The sequence below is a fragment of the Neobacillus sp. BP17 genome, from assembly GCF_059579525.1.
Genome location: NZ_CM184198.1, coordinates 1,471,792 through 1,490,301 on the forward strand (window position 1 = coordinate 1,471,792; position 18,510 = coordinate 1,490,301).

Below are 18,510 nucleotides of genomic sequence, written 5' to 3' on the forward strand. Positions count from 1 at the left end.
TTATGTCATTTTTTTAATTATTACCCACAATTGGCTGATCGATTAAGTTCGTATCAAGTACATTGGTTCCGCTTAATCCCGAATTCGTTACGACGATTCCACCGGTGTTAAATGCACCTGAGCCTGCATTTGTCTTAGAGGCACTTTTTGGAGAGATATATACCGTATCGCCAAATTGAACAATACCGCCACTTACATGAACGATTTGGACGGGACCGATAATCGCTGGCATAACAAACATCCTTTTTAGAAAAGTTACTTTTATCCTTAAGAGTAACTTATGCATTTATCTTTGTCCTTGTTCTCCTTCGTTTCTGCCATTTCTAGGACTTGGATATAACTGTCGAATATGTTTAATTCTAGCTTCCATGGAAACATGGTTGCTGCTTCCAACGTGCAAGTGGGAAGCTGAAGATATCCCCGTAATATCAATTCGGCCAACCTTAATTAGTGGGTTAGGATTTTGACGGGAATATGTGAAAGATTCATTAATAGGGAGAAATGGAATAGGTTCGGAATAGACCTGGTAAGAGGATAAATTCCCTTCATTTCCATAAAACACTTCGCTCTCCCTTTGGACCGCGAGTGCTCTTGAAAGACCATTTAAAATACAGGAATCCCCTATCTGTACCGTAGAGGAAAAAGAGACGATTTTAATATTAATTGTATCTACACAAGAGGTTCTCTGCAACATGTTGTTCACTCCGGTGATAGCGGAACAAAAGGACCTATAATTAATGATTCCGCAGGGGTATCAAAAGTAGAGGCTAACTGGATTGTTTCTGTATCTCCCACCATTACTAACGAGGAACTTGCCACCCCGGTGATTTTGATGTTTTGGACAAAGAGTTCACGGTTATAAACTACAAAGTTCATTCTGTATGCATCCCTTTCAGGTTATCAGGTAAATTACTAAAAAAGACCATTACCCCGTTTTGTATTTCCTTCTTTAATGCTTCAATAATTAAATCATCTGAAGGGGCATCTGCAATCGTGCGATTGTCCGCAGGATGGGTGTTTAAATGATGTTCTATCCTACTCGGAAGCTGTTTAATGATGTCTTGTTTTATGAATGCTAAATACTCGTCATTTGGCAGAACGTTCAATTCTCTCTGAGTAGCTTCCACCATAGGAGGTAAATCCGATTCTAAATATCTATAAATGGCTTCCTCGATTTTCATTGATCTTTGCATTTGATCTTTTGGTGATATTGGGGTGGATAAGGATTGATTTTGTACGGCAAAGTCTTCAATTCCTGCTAATTCGGATGGATTTAGACCAATGTTTAACGTACCTTCAAGAGTCTCTACCTTTAGTTGATCAAATTTATACTCAATTTTGTCTACATGGATGGCCTGTTTTTCATATAATTGTTTGATTTCTGCTTGCATTTTTTGGAGAGTGCTCTCTAAAGACTGAATTCTTTGCTCCTGAGCTTGAATACACATCTGCAGCCATTGAAGATATTGGGAATAATCCTGATACATGTAATCACCTCACAATTATTTCTCCAATAAACGTATTGATTATCATAAGATCGGCGGCCTATTTATCCTGTTTTCTTACTGCGGCTTGTAGGGGCACTGATGGTGTCCCTAATAAAGAGCCTGAAGATTTGATTGTTTGTGGTGCAGGTCCAGTAAATCCGCCAGTATTATATAAATGAGCCATCGGTTTAATAATCCCAGCACTGCCTATTTGTAAGACTGAGGAATTGGTAATCCCGCCAATTTTTATGAAATTAATCTGAATGGACTGCTGGATATAAAAGTTCATTTAAAATCACCCATTCATTAAGCATTAAGTGCAATCCCTTGATCGTAAACATCTGAATCACTTGTATTAGTTGAACTTACATTATTTTGAAGTTGTAAGCTTTCCCCAGTGTTAAAGGAACCAGCGCCAGAAAATGTTTTTGCGGTAGAAAATGGCATAATTTTATATACATCGCCAATATGGAAAACAGAACTGCTGCCAAGCGTAATGACCTGTGCAACTCCAACAATTGCTGGCATTTTCAACACCCTTTTTTCATAGTATCTTCTACATCCTATGTATGGGTAAAGGTAATGTGATTGATACGCCCAAAATTATTGAAATCAAGAATCGTATACGATTTTTAATATTCATTTGTAGAACGATCGATTAGAAATAGTTATAATTACCTATTTGCTTGTACAGAAAATAATAAATAAGTTGGGTTTTCGGTTGTTTAGAAAGGGACTATTATATGAGTAAGAGATCAGTCGGAAATAAACACTGTTTCTCGATAAAGGCAAACCTGATGAAAATCAGTGACGCAAAGCTATAGGGGCTAAGGTGCATTTGCACTAAGCCAGCCAGTTACCGAAAGATTAGGGTGTTTCATAATGGATATTCATGTCTGCATAGTTGTTCTATGTATCTATGGATATTCTATGAATTCTATCCCCCCTTTGGTAAAGGCGGGACTATCTCTATTTTATGGAGGTGGAAACTAATCGACTACTTAACCTGTTTTGGACCCATAAATCCCCTTATTTTAGATGAAGATGTTTCAGAGGTTATGGTAAATGGACCTAACCAGGTGTACTGTGAACGTAAAGGAAAATTGGTATTAACGTCAGTACAATTCCGTGACAATGAACATGTCAAGACAATGATAGACAAAATTCTTGCCCCACTTGGATGGAAAATCGATGAAAGTTCGCCAATGGTAGATGCTAGGCTGCCTAATGGCTTACGTGTTAATGCCATCATTCCTCCCCTTGCATTAAATGGACCAGCCATTACAATCAGGAAATTTTCAAAGGATCCCTACCAAATTGAAGATCTAATCAACTTTGGGACAGTGACAGAAGAAATGGCATTTTTTCTAGATGCATGCGTGAAAGCCCGCTTGAATATGTTTGTTAGCGGTGGTACGAGGTCTGGTAAAACAACCACTCTGAATGCCCTTTCCAATTTTATACCTGATGAAGAAAAAATCGTAACGGTTGAGGATGCTGCCGAAATTCAGTTGGGACAGGGTCATGTAATCTCACTAGAACTTCGACCTTCCGAAATAAAAGGTAAAAGAGCCATTTCGATTCGAGAGCTTCTCAAGAAATCGTTACGAATGAGACCTGACCGTGTTATTATCGGAGAAATCCGTGGTGGAGAAGCGCTTGATATGCTTCAGGCAATGAATTCTGGCCATGATGGTTCACTTGCTACAGGGCACTCATATAGTCCAAGGGATATGATTAGCCGTTTGGAAACCATGGTCCTTTTAGCAGGATTGAATAATTCTATTAAAGACATTCGAGAGCAAATTGCAGGAGCAATCGATGTGATTATCCAGCAAACTCGTTTAATGGATGGAACAAGGAAAATTATCAATATTACTGAAGTTCAAGGAATGGAAGGAGAAAATATCGTTCTGCAAGACATCTTTTCCTTTAAACAAAAAGGAATTAATTCTGAGGGGAAAATTATTGGACAACTTATACCGACTGGTGTCCGCCCCAAATTTTATGATCGCCTAGAGGCATCAGGGATTCATATTCCAGCGTCATTGTTTAAATAATCTCAGGTAATAAGAGGCATTAAATTTATGAATGGTTAGGGGCTGAATTTCCTTTAAATAGGGTTCGGCTTTTTCTTGTTCACTAAATTTGTTCGAGGGAGTTATTTCTTTTAATATATTAATTGTGAGACAATCATATTGAGGTGAAAAAGAGTGAAATTTGTGACAGTAGAATATAACAATGAATTGTTCGTTGGATTGCTTGACCAAACTGAGGCCGCAGTCCTTTTGTTAAACCTTGCTGAAGAAGAAAGAATGGGCATAAGAAGTTTTCCTCCTTCCCTGCTTAAATGTATCGACTTAGGAGATCTCTTTATTGAAAAGGTGAAAGAGGTTCTTGATTGGGTTACTAATTGCGGACAAACTTCATCTTTTTACGTCCCAATTGAACAGGTAACTTTGCTTGCTCCTATTCCGAGACCGAGTAAGAATATTTTTTGTGTAGGGAAAAATTACGCAGAACATGCGATTGAAATGGGGAGTGAGGCCGATATCCCTGAACATATTATGGTCTTTACAAAAGCACCAACAACAGTTATTGGGCCTAATGAAATGGTCCTAAATCACAAAAATATAACGGCTCAACTTGATTATGAAGGCGAGCTTGCCGTCATCATTGGTAAAAAGGGGCGGGCAATAAAAAAAGATGAGGCATTGGATTACATTTTTGGCTATACCATTATTAATGATGTAACCGCACGAGATTTGCAATCGAGGCACAAGCAGTTTTTCATCGGCAAAAGCCTTGACACAACCTGTCCGATGGGACCTTGCATTGTTCATAAAAGTTCTATCGATAATCCGAATTCCCTAAATATCGAAACGAAAGTAAACGGAGAATTAAGACAGAATTCAAATACTAAGAACTTTATTTTTCCGATTGAAGAGGTTATCTCCATTTTATCAGATGGAATGACACTGGAACCTGGTGATATTATTGCAACTGGGACACCAGCTGGTGTAGGGAAAGGGTTTAAGCCCCCTAAATTTTTATCTCCAGGTGATCAAATGGCAGTCACAATTGAAAAAATTGGGACACTGAAGAATACTATTCAAGAATAAAGCTATACTTGAAAAATAATTTATAGCATTCTCCTATTTGTAACTTTATTTGACTTGCTTTTTTTCGTGTTTATAAACTGTTTATGGTATGATAAGGTTCGAATTAAAAGAAATTTTATACATAAGGAGGAACTAACTTGATTCACGGTCATATTACGGCTTGGCTTTTAGCATTAATTCTATTTGTAGTAGCACTTTTTTTACATAAGGGTGGAAAAGAAAAAGGTGCAAAAATTGTTAAAATGATTTTACGAGTATTATATTTGCTTATTATTGCAACTGGTGCAGGGCTTCTATTTTCGGTTTACAAAATTGATGTTTGGTATGTATTAAAAGCGGTTGTCGGACTTTGGGTAATCGGATTATTCGAAATGATTCTTAGCCGTGTGGCTAATAACAGAAGAACTTCTGTATTTTGGATTCAGTTTGTCGTTGCATGGGTTCTTGTTTTATATCTGGGTGGAAGATTGCCAATGTCATTTTTAAACCCATAATTTTAATGTTATCTTGTAAAGGCTGTCGAACAATTCGGCAGCCTTTTGAATGTCCCATGCCTTTTATCTATGAAATCATTTTCTCTATCACTAATCGTTTTCCTGTATTTAATGTAAATTCAAATCGATCATTCACCTTTTCGTAATAGCAAAAATGGTGTTGGACATTACAAATTTGATCCTGATTATCGAAAACTATAAAATTTACCCCATCTTTGCGATTTTCATCCGATAAGAAAGATAAATGATTATAACAGTAGATGCAATCGTAAATGGAAAAGTTTAAGGAGTTTAGAGTGGTAACAAATTGAAAAAAAGCATCATCATTTACCCCATCTAAAAGCCTTTCAAGCGAATAAACTAAATGTTTCCTAATCCTGACTAAATCATGATTTCGGAGCATGGTTGCTTCATTTCCAATCCGGATTTTTCCTGTTTCATACAATTTACCTTTCTTCCAACGGTTCATTCGGAAGACTTCAATTTCTTGCTGAAGGTAATCATCTAACATTTCAGCTTCTTCCGTTTCCTCATCAAAGAAGATCCATTGGTCATTAATTTGTTCAACCGTTCCTTCTGTGTAGGCCCTCTCTTGATAATCGTATAGTCTCATTCGTTGTTGTCGATTCATTATTAACCTCCGTGCCAGATGATATCATATTCTTTTTAGACATCTTCATGAAATTTTATAACTGAAAAATAAAGTATTATTTTTTTATCTTAAAAATCTGACTTCCTTACCCAGCTTCCGCTTTTTTTTTGGACAATTAACCAATTCTTATGGGCTGAATACTATAAAACATGATTCATGTACAGTAGTTCTGTTAATGAGGAGTGTGAAAGGAAATGTGTGGCATTACAGGCTGGATTAATTTTGATAGGTCACTCAAAAACGAAGTAGAAACACTGACCAAAATGACAAATACTCTGGCAAAAAGAGGCCCTGATGAAACAAACATCTGGTCTGATGCAAATGTGGCTTTTGGTCATAAAAGACTGATTGTTGTTGACCCTGAAGGGGGAAGACAGCCAATGTCCAAACAAAAAGACGGATATAATTACACCATTTGCTATAATGGGGAATTGTATAATACAGAAGATATCCGCAAAGTTCTCCATACTAAAGGATATTCATTTAAAGGTCATTCTGATACAGAAGTTCTATTATCTGCCTATATAGAATGGGCGGAAGAATGTGTAAATTATTTGAACGGAATTTATGCATTTGCTGTCTGGGATAGCAAGAAGGAACAGCTCTTTATTGGACGCGATCGTTTAGGGGTAAAACCTTTATTCTTCAAGGAACATGAGAAGGGTCTTTTATTTGCTTCTGAAATCAAGGCTATTTTAGCCCATCCAGAGGTGAAAACTGAAATCAATCAAGAAGGTCTTGCTGAAATCTTTGGAATTGGTCCATCTAGATCGCCAGGTTCCGGAGTCTTTAAGGGAATAAATGAGCTAAGACCAGCACATGCTCTAACATTATCGAAGAATGGTCTAAAAATTTGGCGTTATTGGAATGTAAAAAGTGAAGAACATAAGGACAGCGTGGAGGAGACGGCAGAAAAGGTCCGCTATTTAGTAACAGATGCTGTAACGAGGCAGCTAGTTTCGGATGTTCCATTAAGTACATTCTTGTCTGGCGGTTTAGATTCAAGCATCATTACAGCGATTGCTGCGAAAGGTTTTCAGGACCAAAACAAAGGGCAGCTCCACACCTACTCCATTGATTATGAAGGAAATGACAAATATTTTTCCTCAACTGAATTTCAACCAGATGCGGATGGAAAATATATTCAAATGATTACGGATAAATTTAATACCATTCACCATAACAAAATTATTACTCAGGAGCAATTGGTTAATGACTTGGTGGAAGCGACCCATGTAAGAGACCTTCCTGGGATGGCAGATGTTGATTCTTCGTTACTTTGGTTTTGTAAGGAAATCAAACAGGATTTTGTTGTCAGTCTTTCAGGGGAATGTGCGGATGAGATTTTCGGCGGGTACCCTTGGTTTCATCGAAAACAAGACCTTGAACGAGCAGGGTTTCCGTGGATGCGGTCATTAGTGGAACGACAAAATTTGTTGAAATCACATTGGCGAGATAAACTTAAATTGAATGATTATGTTATGGAAAAGTATGATCAGGCGATCGCCGAAACGCCAAGATTAGATGGTGAAAGCTTGGAGGAATCAAAACGGAGAGAGCTATTTTATATTAATATGATAAGCTTTATGACTACATTGCTTGATCGGAAAGACCGGATGAGCATGGGTGCAAGTCTAGAAGTCAGGGTTCCATTTGCTGATCACCGACTTGTAGAATATGTATGGAATATCCCGTGGGAAATTAAAATGTATCGCGGGAGAGAAAAGGGGATCCTCCGAAAAGCATTTGAAGGTATTTTACCGGAAGAAGTACTGTATCGGAAAAAAAGCCCCTATCCGAAGACCCACAATCCTGCTTACACCATTGCTGTCCAAAAACAGGTGGAGAATATTTTACAGGATAAATCCTCCGCATTACATGAATTTTTTAATAAAGAGCAACTTGAAAATATCGTGAAGTCTGGTGGAAATTCATTTCAAGAACCTTGGTTTGGTCAGTTGATGACAGGTCCTCAATTATTGGCGTACCTTGTGCAACTGCACACATGGTTTAAGGAGTATAATATTAACCTAGTGAATTAGGTTGATTTTCTGAGAGAAGGAAGAATTTAAATTTGGAATAAAAACTTGATTAGATTAAAATAGTGTAGGGAAGAGGATATCCTCTTCCCTTTTTTAGAGGAGGATATAACTATATGAAAAAAATTACACTTATTTTAATCTTGTTATTACTAAACTCATCGCTTTCTGCACATGCGGCCGTTGAAAAGAAAGAACGCTTATGGCAGGATGAATCGGTTTATTCCATTATGATTGACCGTTTCAACAATGGAGATCGGAATAATGACATTGATGTAAATGCAAAAGATCCATTAACATATAATGGCGGAGATATTCAGGGAATTATAGATAAGTTAGATTACATACATGACATGGGATTTACTGCGATTCGATTAACCCCCATTTTTGACAATGGTAAGAATGGATACCATGGCTTTTGGGTTAAGGATTTCTACAAAGTTGACGAACATTTTGGAACTATGAAGACTTTCCAAACGTTAGTAAAAGAAGCTCATAAACGAGAAATGAAAGTGATCTTTGATTTTGTTACAAATAATGTAGCAGTTGACCATCCTTGGCTAAGTGATACCAGCAAAAAAGACTGGTTTCATGTAAAACAAGATATCGCATCTGGAAATGAAAATCAGAAGGAACTTGAGCAAGGCTGGATTGATGGATTGCCCGATCTTAATCAGGACAGCCCAGAAGTAAAGAAATACTTAATAGACACAGCAAAATGGTGGATCAATAAAACAGATATTGATGGGATGAGCTTACCGGAAGTAAATTATGTTCCACTCAGCTTTTGGACTGATTTTTCAACTGAAGTTAAGAAGGTAAAGAAAGACTTTTTCCTGTTAGGGGTCATTTCCAAAGATAATCCTATAGATATGCAAGCATATACAGGTGCTGGGATAGACAGTGTTGTTACGTATCAATATAGTGAAAAATTAAGAAATACTTTTGCAAGTACTGATCAATCCTTTAGTTCACTATACTCGGATGTAGATAAAAATCAGCAATCATTTTTAAGACCAAATTTTTTGGATAACGAATATACCACAAGATTTACGAGCGACATTGTCGCAAAAAAACAATTCCCAGGCTCACGCTGGAAAACAGCATTGTTGTACCTTTATACCACCCCGGGAGTTCCTATTATTAATTATGGGACCGAAATTGCTTTAAATGGAGGAGGTATTCCGGATAACCGCGGGCAAATGAGCTTCAGGGCTGAAAAAGAATTGATTGATTACATTACCAAGGTGGGCGAATTAAGGAATCAACTTCCATCCTTAACTAGAGGAACCATGGAGATGCTCTATGATCAAAAGGGAATGGCTGTTTATAAACGAGTGTATAAAGGGGAAACATCCATTATTGCGATCAATAATTCGAGTAAGTCTCAAAGCGTAACATTAACAAATGAACAAATTGAAGATGGAAAAGAACTGAGGGGCTTACTTGGAGGAGATAAAGTTAATAGTCATGATAATAAATATATGATTATTTTAGATCGGGATAATTCGGAAGTGTATGTTGCAACTGAAAAAAGCGGCATCAATTTTCCATTAATTGCAGGGTTAGTTGTTGTTTACCTGTTATTTACGTTATTTATTCTTAAATTAAGAAAAAACAAGCGATAAAATGTCGGGGGCTTTCCCCGACATTTTTTTATGATAACATAGTATAGGTTTTTGAACTTAGATTACTGTCTAGCTCCAGCGCCCTAGCTGCTAATGTCCTTCGCTCTCCGCCCTACGATAAGTCAAGCACGAATGCGCCTTCGGCTCTTCGTGTTTCCTTTATCTCGGTTGGAGAGCTCCAGGCCATACGCCGCTGAACAGGGCGCTTGCGCTTTTCTTATCCGTTAATAATTTCCCCGCCATTTACATGAATCATTTGCCCACTCATATAGGATGAGTCATCTGAGGCAAGAAAAACATAACTGGCTGCTAATTCATAAGGTTGTCCTGCTCTACCCATTGCCGTATTTGAACCAAAGGTAGCAACTTGATCTGCTGTAAAAGTCGAAGGAATCAGTGGTGTCCATATTGGACCTGGAGCCACACCGTTTACCCGAATTCCTTGAGGTGCAAGGGACAGTGCTAAAGAGCGGGTAAAGGAAACTACTGCTCCTTTGGTTGAAGAATAGTCCACTAATTGTTCATGCCCCTTGTAGGCCGTAATGGAAGCAGTGTTAATAATCGATGCCCCTTTTTTAAAAAAAGGGAGAGCCATTTTGGTCATATAGAAAAAGGAGAAAATATTTGTTCGGAACGTCTTTTCCAATTGTTGTGAAGTGATTGATAATAAACTTTTTTGCGGATGTTGTTCCGCTGCGTTATTAACAAGTATATCTAGCCTGCCAAATTCAGAATGAATCTTATTCACGGTATCCTTACAAAAATCTTCACTGCCTATGTCGCCGGAATAAAGCTGGCATCTTCGTCCTTCCGCTTCAATTAATTGCTTGGTTTCTTCTGCATCTTGATGCTCCTCCAAATAAATAATCGCTACGTCTGCCCCTTCTTTGGCAAAATAAATCGCAACTGATTTGCCAATCCCACTGTCACCACCAGTAATAATCGCAGTTTTACCAGTTAATTTTCCACTTGGTTGATAATTGGGGTCGACCGAGATGGGCAGTGGATTCATTTCACTTTCTATGCCAGGCTGATGATTTTGATGTTGTGCTGGAAAGGTCTTCTTTTGTTGATTTTTATTATTGCTCATTACCTAAAACCTCCAAGTGTTTACTCCTTATTAGTTTTAGATAAATGGGTCAAATTATGAAAAATAATAATGATAAAAAAAGCGAAAGGATTTATTCATCCTTCCGCCGTTTTTACTGTATAGTAAATAATAAAATATTTAATTGTTGATAAATAGAAATAGTTCGCTGAATCTAGCTCCAGCGCCCAGCGGCTAGTGTACTTCGCTCTCCGCCCTACGATAAGTCAACATCGAATCGCTATCGCTCTTCGTGTTTCCTTTATCTTGGTTGGAGAGCTCCAGTCCATACGCCGCTAAACGGGCGCTTGCGCCTTTTGTTCTTCATCGATAGTTAATAAACTGGACATCCACTGTTAAGTCAGCCTCGCGAACAAGGGAGATGATCTTTTGTAAATCATCCCGGTTTTTACCGCTAACACGTACTTGGTCGTCCTGAACCTGACTCTTCACCTTGACGCCGCTATTTTTAATGATGGTATTAATTTTTTTAGCATTTTCTTTGTCAATTCCTTGAACTAGTTTAGCTCGTTGACGAACGGTTCCGCCTGATGCTCCTTCGACTTTTCCGTAGTCAAGATTCCTTACTGGAACTCCACGTTTAATTAATTTGCTAAATAAAACATCCTTTAGTTGGTCCATTTTATATTCATCATCGGAAACAAGGACCAGTTCCTCTTTATCTTTATCCAGTGAGACTTCACTTTTGCTGCCTTTAAAATCATAGCGTGTACCAATTTCCTTCATTGTTTGGGCAATCGCATTTGACACTTCCGATAAGTCAACTTGAGATACAATATCAAATGAACTATCTTTGGACATAACAAAACCTCCATTTTATAAACATTATATTAAGCTCATGCCTGCTAAAGTTTCCCTTTATGGGTACATTATAGTAAAATATAGCAGTTCAAACAACTATTTAAAAAGGAAGCGCACGTTCAAACGGATAAATAGGCGCTCCGAATGAGATAAACTAATTCTCCATGAAAAGAAAAGAGGATATATATATGTCTTTAAATGAATTAATTGGTCAAACAACCACATTAACTGTAGCTAGGAAAGCTTCGTTTGGGTATTTTTTAACAGATGGAAATGAGGATGTATTACTTCATTTTAATCAAGCCCATCAAGAATTTGAAGAAAATGATCAAGTTGAGGTTTTTCTATATGTTGATTCAGAAGGTCGAATCTCTGCTTCAACCAATATTCCTGATATAGCGATTGGACATTATGCTTGGGTGAAGGTAACCGACTCAAATCCAAGGATTGGTGTCTTTTTAAATATTGGACTTCCAAAGGATATCTTGTTAGGTATTGATGATTTGCCTGTACATAAATCCGTTTGGCCCAAACCTGGAGATTTAGTTTATATTACCTTAAAGCTAAGCAGCAATTATCTCCTTTACGCAAAGCTAGCCACGGACCCAGTGATTGAATCTATTTCTGTAAAAGCGACAAGAGCAAATTTTAATAAAAATGTGCAAGGACATATTTATAGAACGGCCAAAGTCGGAAGTTGGATTTACACCATCGAAGGTTTTAAAGGATTCATACATGAGTCGCAAAGACAGCAAGAGCCGCGGATTGGAGAAAAAGTTGAAGGGCGGATTATTGATGTAAAAGAAGATGGTACGATCAATGTTTCCTTGCTGGCAAGAAAAGAGGAAACGCAAGATGTTGATGCGGAACAAATTTATGAGTATTTGATGAGCAGAAATGGTGCTATGCCATATAACGATAAAAGCATGCCTGAAGATATCAAAGATCGATTTAACTTAAGTAAGGGTGCCTTTAAACGAGCGCTTGGAAAACTTATGAAAGAGGGCAGGGTATACCAAGAGGGCAGCTGGACATATGTGAAGAAAGATTAATGTTTTTACATACTCTTTTCAAATTGACAGAAACTAAGTGTGAAACTATTTGAAAGGGGTAAGGTTATGCCGCACACTTCAGACAACGACAAAAAAGCGAAAGACAACAATGCCCTTCGCCATGAAAAGAATATGATGCGTGAAAAAAACCGTCAAGCTGGAAAAAATCAATATTCCAAGAAGACAGATCATAAATAAATAGAGGAATGAAAAATGAGTGGGGTATAAACACCCCACTTATTTTTCATTTTGCTGAAGGCAGTTCATTTAAGAAGAAAATGGAGATGGTACCAGCACCTGTATGGGACCCAATAGCCGAACCGATTGATGATATAAAAACTTCGATCGGATGGAATTCTTCTTCAATCATCACTTTCATTTCTATAGCGTATTCTTCACAATCCGCGTGGCTAATTCCAATGACTTGATTATTCATTGCTGAGCCGCGGTCCTTCATGATTTCAATGATCCGTCGCATCACTTTTTTCTTCCCGCGTATTTTTTCAATTGGGACGAGTCTGCCGTCCTCTACATTGAGGATAGGCTTAATATTCAATAATCCTCCTAGAAATGCAGAGGCTTTGGATACACGCCCTCCTTTTGCTAAATAATCAAGATCTTCCACTGTAAAAAGATGTTCCATATGAGTGCATCTAAATTGCACATCTTCTAAGATTTTTTCTTTTTCAATATTTTTAGCAGCAAGAACGGCTGCTTCTCGAACCACAAGACCAATTCCAAGCGAAGCACATTTGGTATCGACAATTGTTAAATTAAAATTTGGATATTTTTCCTTCACTTGGTCAAGAATCATAACAGCAGTTGAATATGTACCAGATAATTTTGAAGAAAAGGCTATGTATATCCCGTCTTCAACTTTTTCTGCCATTTCGGTAAATACTTCCTCGAACAGAAGTGGAGAGACTTGAGATGTTTTTGGAACAATTCCACTGCGAATTGTTTCATATACAGTGTTCGGATCAATTGATTTTACATCTTCATACTCATTGCCATTAATCTCTACTTTTAAAGGAAATAATGTCACTTGGTGCTCTTCATAAAAACTTTTTGGTAAATCGCATGCGCTATCAGCTAGTATTCGTACCTGCATATAGCTCACCTGCTTTCAAACAATTTATAGTTTCAGTTTATCGGTTTAACAATAAAAATACAATTATCTATCACAGAAAACATTTCAATGGATTCATATTCTCTCAGGTAAAGGGGTAATAGATATGATTTGGCTTCAGATAAAGAAGCTTGGAGTGGTAGCAGCGGGTTCCTTGTTGGGCGCCTTAGCGATGAATTTATTTTTGGTACCTGCAAATATTTACTCAAGTGGATTTACAGGAATAGCCCAATTACTTTCAAAAGTGTTAAGTGACTATACACCAATAAATGTGTCTCTAGGATTTTTATTATTATTGCTGAATATTCCTGTGGCTATTTTAGGATGGAAAAAGGTAGGAAAATCTTTTACAGTCTACAGCTTTATTAGCGTTGCACTGTCTTCATTATTTTTGATACTTATCCCAATTAAACAGGTTTCAAATGATATCCTTCTAAATGCAGTTTTTGGTGGAGTCATCCAAGCCGTTGGTGTTGGAATTACGTTGAAATGGGGAGCATCAACAGGCGGTGTAGACATCATTGCTATGGTTTTATCGAGAATGAAAGACAAGCCGATTGGACCCTATATGTTGGTCATAAATGGAGTGATTATTTTAACAGCAGGATTTTTGTATGGCTGGGAAAAAGCTCTTTATACGCTTGTAACATTATATACTTCGACAAGAGTGATTGACGCTATCCATACTAGGCATGCAAAACTTACGGCAATGATTATTACAAAAAAGGCGGATGTAATGAAAAAAGCCATACAAGAAAAACTTGTAAGAGGAATTACAATCCTTCCTGCCAAAGGGGCATTTTCAAACGAAGCGAGAGAAATGTTAATGATTGTCATTACACGATACGAACTGTTTGATTTGGAAAGAATCCTTAAGGAAGTCGACCCCAACGCATTTACAAATATTATTCAAACTACTAATATCTATGGTTTCTTTAGAAAAGAGTAACAAGAAAAGAGGAAGCGCCTTATTAGCGCTTCCTCTTTCCGCTTTTCTTGTTAAGACAATTGATCAAGCTCTTGTTGCATTTGTTGGAGCTGTGCCTGCTCTGCTACAGTGGAATTTGCATAAGCAGAACTTAATGCATTTTTCGCTTTCGCCACAGCAGAATCAAGTTCAGCAGGGTTGGCTGAGTTTGCCATTTCAACAAATCTTCGTGCTTCTTGGAACAATTGGTTTCCCATGATTATATTCCTCCAAGCGAGGATTCTTGCACATTGGCCATCTTCTGAGCTTCCGCTTCAGCATAGGTCATGTGATAGGGAATACGTTCCGCATGTTTACTGACCGTATCCGCTCCTTGCTGGACAAAGCGTTTTGATTTGTTTCGTTTACCCATTCGAATCCCTCCAATATGCTCAAGGCTTCTTTTTGAAACAGCATCGCTGCCTCAAAAAATAGTATGTACCAAAATGGGGCTGTTCATTTAGGTAAACAATGGCGAAGGGGGTTAAAATTTTATATTTAACAAATCTGCCAAATATTTACCCACTCCATCTTCTTCATTGCTTAAGGTAACATGATTGGCAATGTTTTTTACCTTATCAATGGCATTTCCCATCGCAATTCCGTGACCGGCATATTCAAGCATTTCTAAGTCGTTGTCTTCGTCGCCAAACGCAATAACCCGCTCAGCAGGAATGCTAAAGTAATCAGACGCTTTTTTTAGCCCGACAGCCTTGTTTAAGCCAACTTTAATAATCTCAACCACATGCCAAGGTGCTGCCCAACTACGGTGATCAATCACTTCCGCATGGACTGCAGATAAATGATCGCGAATGGTTTTTAACTGATCTTCATCTGTATGAATTAACAAACTTGTTGGTGATTCCTTTAAATAATCTGCTAAATCTCCGGTAGTAATGTTAGGATTTCCAAAATTAAAAATGTCTAAAAGCTTTTCATCATGATAGTGGAAATACACATCATCAATTACTTCAGCGATAATATTATGAAAATGAAAGCTCCTACACGCTTCAACAATTTCATGTGCAACCTTGATATCTAGTGGTTGGTGATAGCCCCAGTTTGGCTTTCCGGGGTAATGCATAAACGCACCATTAAAATTAACAATCGGTGTGTCTAAATTCAATTCACGATAGTACATCTCGCAGGAACGAAAAGGCCGCCCCGTTGCAATCATGACGATATGACCTAATTCTCTTGCCTTTTTAATAATTTCTTTTGTTTTTAAAGATATCGTCTTATCATCTTTCAATAAAGTTCCATCTAAATCTAATGCAATTAAGTGTCTATTTGCCATAAGAACTCCTTCTAATATTAATTTCATCGCTAATATAAATGGTGCTTTAGGAAAAATTTTATATTCATGATACACTGCTAATAAAGAATTTTCATACTCCAAGGACCCTTATTATTTCTATATTCACTATGTTAACAAGTTTATAACGAAACTGTAAAAAAATTCACACCAAAAGGTATAAAAAAACTATATACTTTTTTTTATGAAGTCTCAATTTTAATGATATCAAAGATATTTGCTATAATAATTTTAGGTCAAAGACATTTGAGGAGTGAAAGAAAAATGAATGAAGAACTAAAAGAGAATATATTGGGTGCGTTAGAGTTAGTTATTGACCCTGAACTAGGAGTAGATATCGTAAACTTAGGGTTAGTATATGATACGGAAATGGATGAAGAAGGGAACGTAACCATTACGATGACATTAACATCAATGGGCTGCCCGCTTGCGGGTACGATTGTGGACCAAGTTAAACGAGCATTGGCTGATATCCCAGAAATAAAAGAGGTTGAAGTAAATATTGTTTTCAATCCTCCTTGGAATAAAGATATGATGTCACGTTATGCGAAAATTGCCTTAGGTATTCGCTAGAAAACAGCAGAATTTTCTGCTGTTTTTTTATTCTTCATTTTTTAGACATATTTATTTGCTTGGAATGTGAGAAAGTTCACTTTTTTCGAACATAACCACCTTTATAATACATTTTAATAAGGCTATCTGATTAAAAGCCAGTATTAGGAGGCATATTCAATATGAATTTTAGCCGAGATTTTAATAAAGACCCATTTATCGTTATTTGGGAACTCACTAGAGCTTGCCAATTAAAGTGCCTGCACTGCCGTGCGGATGCCCAGTATAGAAGAGATCCACGTGAATTATCGTTAGAAGAAGGAAAAAATTTAATTGATCAAATATATGAAATGAACAATCCAATGCTTGTTTTTACAGGCGGGGACCCGTTGATGAGAGAAGATGTTTTTGAAATTGCAAAATATGCAGTTGAAAAAGGTGTACGGGTATCAATGACGCCAAGTGCGACACCGAATGTAACCAAAGAAGCTATTGAAAAGGCGAAAGAAGTCGGTCTAGCACGTTGGGCATTTAGTATCGATGGTCCTAAAGCCGAGATTCATGATCATTTTAGGGGAACGGCAGGTTCCTTCGACCTTACCATGGAAAAAATAAAATATTTGCATGAAGTAGGATTACCTATTCAAATTAATACGGTAATTTCCCGTTACAATATTGACTATCTTGATGAAATGGCAAAAATGGTAGAGGAATTAGGCTGTGTGCTTTGGAGTGTCTTTTTCCTAGTTCCAACAGGAAGAGGTCAAGAATCGGATATGATTTCTTCTGTTCAACATGAAAAAGTTTTCAGATGGTTATACGATTTAAGTAAGCGCGTTTCTTTTGATATCAAAACGACAGAGGCAATGCACTACCGACGGGTTGTGATTCAACAGAAAATGCGTGAAGCGAAAGAAACAACCGATGATATCGAGTATTTAAGTGCTTTAACAGAAAAAGGATTAACAGGTTCCATTGACGGATTGGGACGGGCTCCAAAAGGTGTTAATGATGGTAACGGTTTTGTTTTTATCTCCCATATTGGAGATGTATATCCAAGTGGACTATTACCAGTGAAAGCGGGGAATATTCGTGAAACCCCCTTGGCAGAAATTTACCGTGAATCACCAATATTTAAATCACTAAGGAACCCTGACCTCTTTAAAGGAAAATGCGGTGTTTGTGAATTCCGTCATGTGTGCGGAGGGTCAAGGTCAAGGGCCTATGCGATGACAGGAGATTATCTAGAAAGCGAGCCATTCTGCGTTTATATTCCAAAAGCATTAAGAGAGAAGCAAGTTCAGGATAATTAGATAAATAGGACAAGGCTGGCCCATTATAATGAGACAGCCTTGTATGTAATGTTATGGAAAATAAAAAAAGACGGCATGCCATACTATTCAATATTGCAATAGACTGCCGAACAATTTTCACAATCGATTTCATTTTTTAAGTATTGTAAATCCAAAATGGATATTTTTCCTTTTTTAACAGAAATGATTTTATCCTTTTTTAGTTCACTTAGAATCCGGTTTGTACTTTCACGGGATGTACCGCAGAAATTAGCCAGTTCTTGGTTTGTAAGCGGAAGATCAATTAGAATTCCGTTATCTTTTTGAATACCATAACTATTTGTCATTCGGATAAGAGTTGAAAATAGTGCCCCTCGTTTCCCATTTAGGACAAGATCGCGAAACTTTGTTTGCGTTTTACGGAAATGATCACTCATCCATTTCATGAATTCAAAGGCAAGTTTACTATTTTGAAAAATTTCGCTTTCAATGACATCTTTTTTTATTGCAGCAACTTCTCCTTCTTCAAGAACCATTGCACTCAATAAATACCTAGGATTATCCGTAAATAGGGTTAATTCTCCGCAAATATCATTTTCTCCACAAATTCTTAACGAAAGTTCACGACCATCTGATGTGATTTTACTAATTTGAACTTTTCCAGAAATGATAATATAAAGTTCTTCAGCAACCATTCCTTCTTGAAATAAAAAGCTTCCTCTTTCACTTTTAAATTTCCGATCTGCAAATCTAAGTAATTCTTTTATTTCAATGGAATGAGTTGGTTTCATTGGTATTGTCATCGGTTTCACCTCTACGCATCATTTTAATAACCATCTATTTTGAAATCTTCATGATTTGTTTGTTAATAA

The 18,510-nt window shown here is 37.3% G+C and carries 24 protein-coding genes and 1 riboswitch; of the genes, 10 read left to right on the top strand and 14 right to left on the bottom strand.

Annotation, left to right across the window (positions count from 1 at the left end):
• Positions 1–13: 13 nt before the first annotated feature.
• The 6 genes from AC4QJR_RS07005 to AC4QJR_RS07030 are packed head-to-tail and all read right to left on the bottom strand — an operon-like array spanning position 14 to position 2,015.
• Positions 14–232, bottom strand: a complete 219-nt coding sequence (locus tag AC4QJR_RS07005) for a spore germination protein (RefSeq protein ID WP_098572718.1) — start codon at positions 230–232, stop codon at positions 14–16.
• Between the two features lie 54 nt (positions 233–286).
• Positions 287–694, bottom strand: coding sequence for a spore germination protein GerPE (locus tag AC4QJR_RS07010; RefSeq protein ID WP_496525748.1), 408 nt, complete (start codon positions 692–694; stop codon positions 287–289).
• Between the two features lie 5 nt (positions 695–699).
• On the bottom strand, positions 700–876 hold the full coding sequence (locus AC4QJR_RS07015; RefSeq protein WP_098572414.1) for a spore germination protein GerPD: 177 nt from the start codon (positions 874–876) through the stop codon (positions 700–702).
• On the bottom strand, positions 873–1,487 hold the full coding sequence (gene gerPC / locus AC4QJR_RS07020; RefSeq protein WP_496525749.1) for a spore germination protein GerPC: 615 nt from the start codon (positions 1,485–1,487) through the stop codon (positions 873–875). Before gerPC ends, AC4QJR_RS07015 begins: the two co-directional genes overlap by 4 nt.
• A gap of 58 nt (positions 1,488–1,545) precedes the next feature.
• Positions 1,546–1,776, bottom strand: coding sequence for a spore germination protein GerPB (locus AC4QJR_RS07025; RefSeq protein WP_098572416.1), 231 nt, complete (start codon positions 1,774–1,776; stop codon positions 1,546–1,548).
• A gap of 17 nt (positions 1,777–1,793) precedes the next feature.
• Positions 1,794–2,015, bottom strand: a complete 222-nt coding sequence (locus AC4QJR_RS07030; RefSeq protein ID WP_098572417.1) for a spore germination protein — start codon at positions 2,013–2,015, stop codon at positions 1,794–1,796.
• Between the two features lie 249 nt (positions 2,016–2,264).
• Positions 2,265–2,351, top strand: a riboswitch (cyclic di-GMP riboswitch).
• A gap of 47 nt (positions 2,352–2,398) precedes the next feature.
• Between AC4QJR_RS07030 and AC4QJR_RS07035 the strand changes: the two genes are divergently transcribed.
• The 3 genes from AC4QJR_RS07035 to AC4QJR_RS07045 all read left to right on the top strand — a co-directional run bounded on the left by AC4QJR_RS07035 (position 2,399) and on the right by AC4QJR_RS07045 (position 5,103).
• Positions 2,399–3,547, top strand: a complete 1,149-nt coding sequence (locus AC4QJR_RS07035) for a TadA family conjugal transfer-associated ATPase (protein WP_496525750.1) — start codon at positions 2,399–2,401, stop codon at positions 3,545–3,547.
• 153 nt (positions 3,548–3,700) lie between these two features.
• Positions 3,701–4,609, top strand: coding sequence for a fumarylacetoacetate hydrolase family protein (locus AC4QJR_RS07040; protein WP_496525751.1), 909 nt, complete (start codon positions 3,701–3,703; stop codon positions 4,607–4,609).
• A gap of 137 nt (positions 4,610–4,746) precedes the next feature.
• A complete protein-coding gene (locus AC4QJR_RS07045; RefSeq protein WP_496525752.1) occupies positions 4,747–5,103 on the top strand; it encodes a YisL family protein in 357 nt (118 codons plus the stop codon).
• 67 nt (positions 5,104–5,170) lie between these two features.
• Here AC4QJR_RS07045 and AC4QJR_RS07050 read toward each other — a convergent pair whose 3' ends face one another.
• Entirely contained in the window at positions 5,171–5,734 is a 564-nt protein-coding gene (locus tag AC4QJR_RS07050) for a DUF2777 domain-containing protein (RefSeq protein ID WP_098572419.1), read from the bottom strand.
• A gap of 215 nt (positions 5,735–5,949) precedes the next feature.
• Here AC4QJR_RS07050 and asnB point away from each other — a divergent pair, with 215 nt between their 5' ends.
• A complete protein-coding gene (gene asnB, locus AC4QJR_RS07055; protein ID WP_496525753.1) occupies positions 5,950–7,797 on the top strand; it encodes an asparagine synthase (glutamine-hydrolyzing) in 1,848 nt (615 codons plus the stop codon).
• A gap of 113 nt (positions 7,798–7,910) precedes the next feature.
• Complete coding sequence (locus AC4QJR_RS07060; RefSeq protein ID WP_098572421.1) at positions 7,911–9,422, top strand: alpha-amylase family glycosyl hydrolase; 1,512 nt, start codon at positions 7,911–7,913, stop codon at positions 9,420–9,422.
• 217 nt (positions 9,423–9,639) lie between these two features.
• Here AC4QJR_RS07060 and AC4QJR_RS07065 read toward each other — a convergent pair whose 3' ends face one another.
• Positions 9,640–10,512, bottom strand: a complete 873-nt coding sequence (locus tag AC4QJR_RS07065; protein WP_496525754.1) for an SDR family oxidoreductase — start codon at positions 10,510–10,512, stop codon at positions 9,640–9,642.
• 321 nt (positions 10,513–10,833) lie between these two features.
• On the bottom strand, positions 10,834–11,331 hold the full coding sequence (locus AC4QJR_RS07070) for a YajQ family cyclic di-GMP-binding protein (protein ID WP_251456499.1): 498 nt from the start codon (positions 11,329–11,331) through the stop codon (positions 10,834–10,836).
• A 188-nt stretch (positions 11,332–11,519) separates the two neighbouring features.
• Here AC4QJR_RS07070 and AC4QJR_RS07075 point away from each other — a divergent pair, with 188 nt between their 5' ends.
• Positions 11,520–12,383 (top strand): CvfB family protein, encoded by an 864-nt coding sequence (locus AC4QJR_RS07075; RefSeq protein WP_496525755.1) that lies wholly within the window; start codon positions 11,520–11,522, stop codon positions 12,381–12,383.
• 66 nt (positions 12,384–12,449) lie between these two features.
• On the top strand, positions 12,450–12,581 hold the full coding sequence (locus AC4QJR_RS07080; protein ID WP_081825501.1) for a DUF3941 domain-containing protein: 132 nt from the start codon (positions 12,450–12,452) through the stop codon (positions 12,579–12,581).
• A 46-nt stretch (positions 12,582–12,627) separates the two neighbouring features.
• On the opposite strand, the gene AC4QJR_RS07085 is transcribed toward AC4QJR_RS07080, so the two are convergent.
• Positions 12,628–13,494: a DegV family protein gene (locus tag AC4QJR_RS07085; RefSeq protein ID WP_496525756.1), complete on the bottom strand. Its 867-nt coding sequence runs from the start codon at positions 13,492–13,494 to the stop codon at positions 12,628–12,630.
• Positions 13,495–13,618: 124 nt separating this feature from the next.
• On the opposite strand from AC4QJR_RS07085, the gene AC4QJR_RS07090 reads away from it, so the two are divergent.
• Positions 13,619–14,461 carry a YitT family protein gene (locus AC4QJR_RS07090; protein ID WP_098572426.1) on the top strand — a complete coding sequence of 281 codons (843 nt, stop codon included), beginning with the start codon at positions 13,619–13,621 and terminating at the stop codon, positions 14,459–14,461.
• A 50-nt stretch (positions 14,462–14,511) separates the two neighbouring features.
• Here the strand turns inward: AC4QJR_RS07090 and AC4QJR_RS07095 are convergent, their stop codons facing one another.
• The 3 genes from AC4QJR_RS07095 to AC4QJR_RS07105 all read right to left on the bottom strand — a co-directional run bounded on the left by AC4QJR_RS07095 (position 14,512) and on the right by AC4QJR_RS07105 (position 15,776).
• A complete protein-coding gene (locus AC4QJR_RS07095; RefSeq protein ID WP_098572427.1) occupies positions 14,512–14,697 on the bottom strand; it encodes a DUF3813 domain-containing protein in 186 nt (61 codons plus the stop codon).
• A gap of 2 nt (positions 14,698–14,699) precedes the next feature.
• Positions 14,700–14,852: a hypothetical protein gene (locus AC4QJR_RS07100; protein WP_180230019.1), complete on the bottom strand. Its 153-nt coding sequence runs from the start codon at positions 14,850–14,852 to the stop codon at positions 14,700–14,702.
• A 111-nt stretch (positions 14,853–14,963) separates the two neighbouring features.
• Positions 14,964–15,776 carry a Cof-type HAD-IIB family hydrolase gene (locus AC4QJR_RS07105; RefSeq protein ID WP_496525757.1) on the bottom strand — a complete coding sequence of 271 codons (813 nt, stop codon included), beginning with the start codon at positions 15,774–15,776 and terminating at the stop codon, positions 14,964–14,966.
• A 282-nt stretch (positions 15,777–16,058) separates the two neighbouring features.
• On the opposite strand from AC4QJR_RS07105, the gene AC4QJR_RS07110 reads away from it, so the two are divergent.
• Complete coding sequence (locus AC4QJR_RS07110) at positions 16,059–16,367, top strand: metal-sulfur cluster assembly factor (protein ID WP_098572428.1); 309 nt, start codon at positions 16,059–16,061, stop codon at positions 16,365–16,367.
• 161 nt (positions 16,368–16,528) lie between these two features.
• Positions 16,529–17,659 (top strand): TIGR04053 family radical SAM/SPASM domain-containing protein, encoded by a 1,131-nt coding sequence (locus AC4QJR_RS07115; protein ID WP_496525758.1) that lies wholly within the window; start codon positions 16,529–16,531, stop codon positions 17,657–17,659.
• An 83-nt stretch (positions 17,660–17,742) separates the two neighbouring features.
• Here AC4QJR_RS07115 and AC4QJR_RS07120 read toward each other — a convergent pair whose 3' ends face one another.
• Positions 17,743–18,441, bottom strand: a complete 699-nt coding sequence (locus tag AC4QJR_RS07120) for a Crp/Fnr family transcriptional regulator (RefSeq protein ID WP_098572430.1) — start codon at positions 18,439–18,441, stop codon at positions 17,743–17,745.
• Positions 18,442–18,510 lie beyond the last annotated feature (69 nt).

Coding starts and splice junctions, on each gene's coding strand:
- AC4QJR_RS07005 (WP_098572718.1), bottom strand. CDS start 232: ATGCCAGCGATTATCGGTCCCGTCCAAATCGTTCATGTAAGTGGCGGT.
- AC4QJR_RS07010 (WP_496525748.1), bottom strand. CDS start 694: ATGTTGCAGAGAACCTCTTGTGTAGATACAATTAATATTAAAATCGTC.
- AC4QJR_RS07015 (WP_098572414.1), bottom strand. CDS start 876: ATGAACTTTGTAGTTTATAACCGTGAACTCTTTGTCCAAAACATCAAA.
- gerPC (WP_496525749.1), bottom strand. CDS start 1,487: ATGTATCAGGATTATTCCCAATATCTTCAATGGCTGCAGATGTGTATT.
- AC4QJR_RS07025 (WP_098572416.1), bottom strand. CDS start 1,776: ATGAACTTTTATATCCAGCAGTCCATTCAGATTAATTTCATAAAAATT.
- AC4QJR_RS07030 (WP_098572417.1), bottom strand. CDS start 2,015: ATGCCAGCAATTGTTGGAGTTGCACAGGTCATTACGCTTGGCAGCAGT.
- AC4QJR_RS07035 (WP_496525750.1), top strand. CDS start 2,399: ATGTATCTATGGATATTCTATGAATTCTATCCCCCCTTTGGTAAAGGC.
- AC4QJR_RS07050 (WP_098572419.1), bottom strand. CDS start 5,734: ATGAATCGACAACAACGAATGAGACTATACGATTATCAAGAGAGGGCC.
- asnB (WP_496525753.1), top strand. CDS start 5,950: ATGTGTGGCATTACAGGCTGGATTAATTTTGATAGGTCACTCAAAAAC.
- AC4QJR_RS07060 (WP_098572421.1), top strand. CDS start 7,911: ATGAAAAAAATTACACTTATTTTAATCTTGTTATTACTAAACTCATCG.
- AC4QJR_RS07065 (WP_496525754.1), bottom strand. CDS start 10,512: ATGAGCAATAATAAAAATCAACAAAAGAAGACCTTTCCAGCACAACAT.
- AC4QJR_RS07070 (WP_251456499.1), bottom strand. CDS start 11,331: ATGTCCAAAGATAGTTCATTTGATATTGTATCTCAAGTTGACTTATCG.
- AC4QJR_RS07075 (WP_496525755.1), top strand. CDS start 11,520: ATGTCTTTAAATGAATTAATTGGTCAAACAACCACATTAACTGTAGCT.
- AC4QJR_RS07080 (WP_081825501.1), top strand. CDS start 12,450: ATGCCGCACACTTCAGACAACGACAAAAAAGCGAAAGACAACAATGCC.
- AC4QJR_RS07085 (WP_496525756.1), bottom strand. CDS start 13,494: ATGCAGGTACGAATACTAGCTGATAGCGCATGCGATTTACCAAAAAGT.
- AC4QJR_RS07090 (WP_098572426.1), top strand. CDS start 13,619: ATGATTTGGCTTCAGATAAAGAAGCTTGGAGTGGTAGCAGCGGGTTCC.
- AC4QJR_RS07095 (WP_098572427.1), bottom strand. CDS start 14,697: ATGGGAAACCAATTGTTCCAAGAAGCACGAAGATTTGTTGAAATGGCA.
- AC4QJR_RS07100 (WP_180230019.1), bottom strand. CDS start 14,852: ATGGGTAAACGAAACAAATCAAAACGCTTTGTCCAGCAAGGAGCGGAT.
- AC4QJR_RS07105 (WP_496525757.1), bottom strand. CDS start 15,776: ATGGCAAATAGACACTTAATTGCATTAGATTTAGATGGAACTTTATTG.
- AC4QJR_RS07110 (WP_098572428.1), top strand. CDS start 16,059: ATGAATGAAGAACTAAAAGAGAATATATTGGGTGCGTTAGAGTTAGTT.
- AC4QJR_RS07115 (WP_496525758.1), top strand. CDS start 16,529: ATGAATTTTAGCCGAGATTTTAATAAAGACCCATTTATCGTTATTTGG.
- AC4QJR_RS07120 (WP_098572430.1), bottom strand. CDS start 18,441: ATGACAATACCAATGAAACCAACTCATTCCATTGAAATAAAAGAATTA.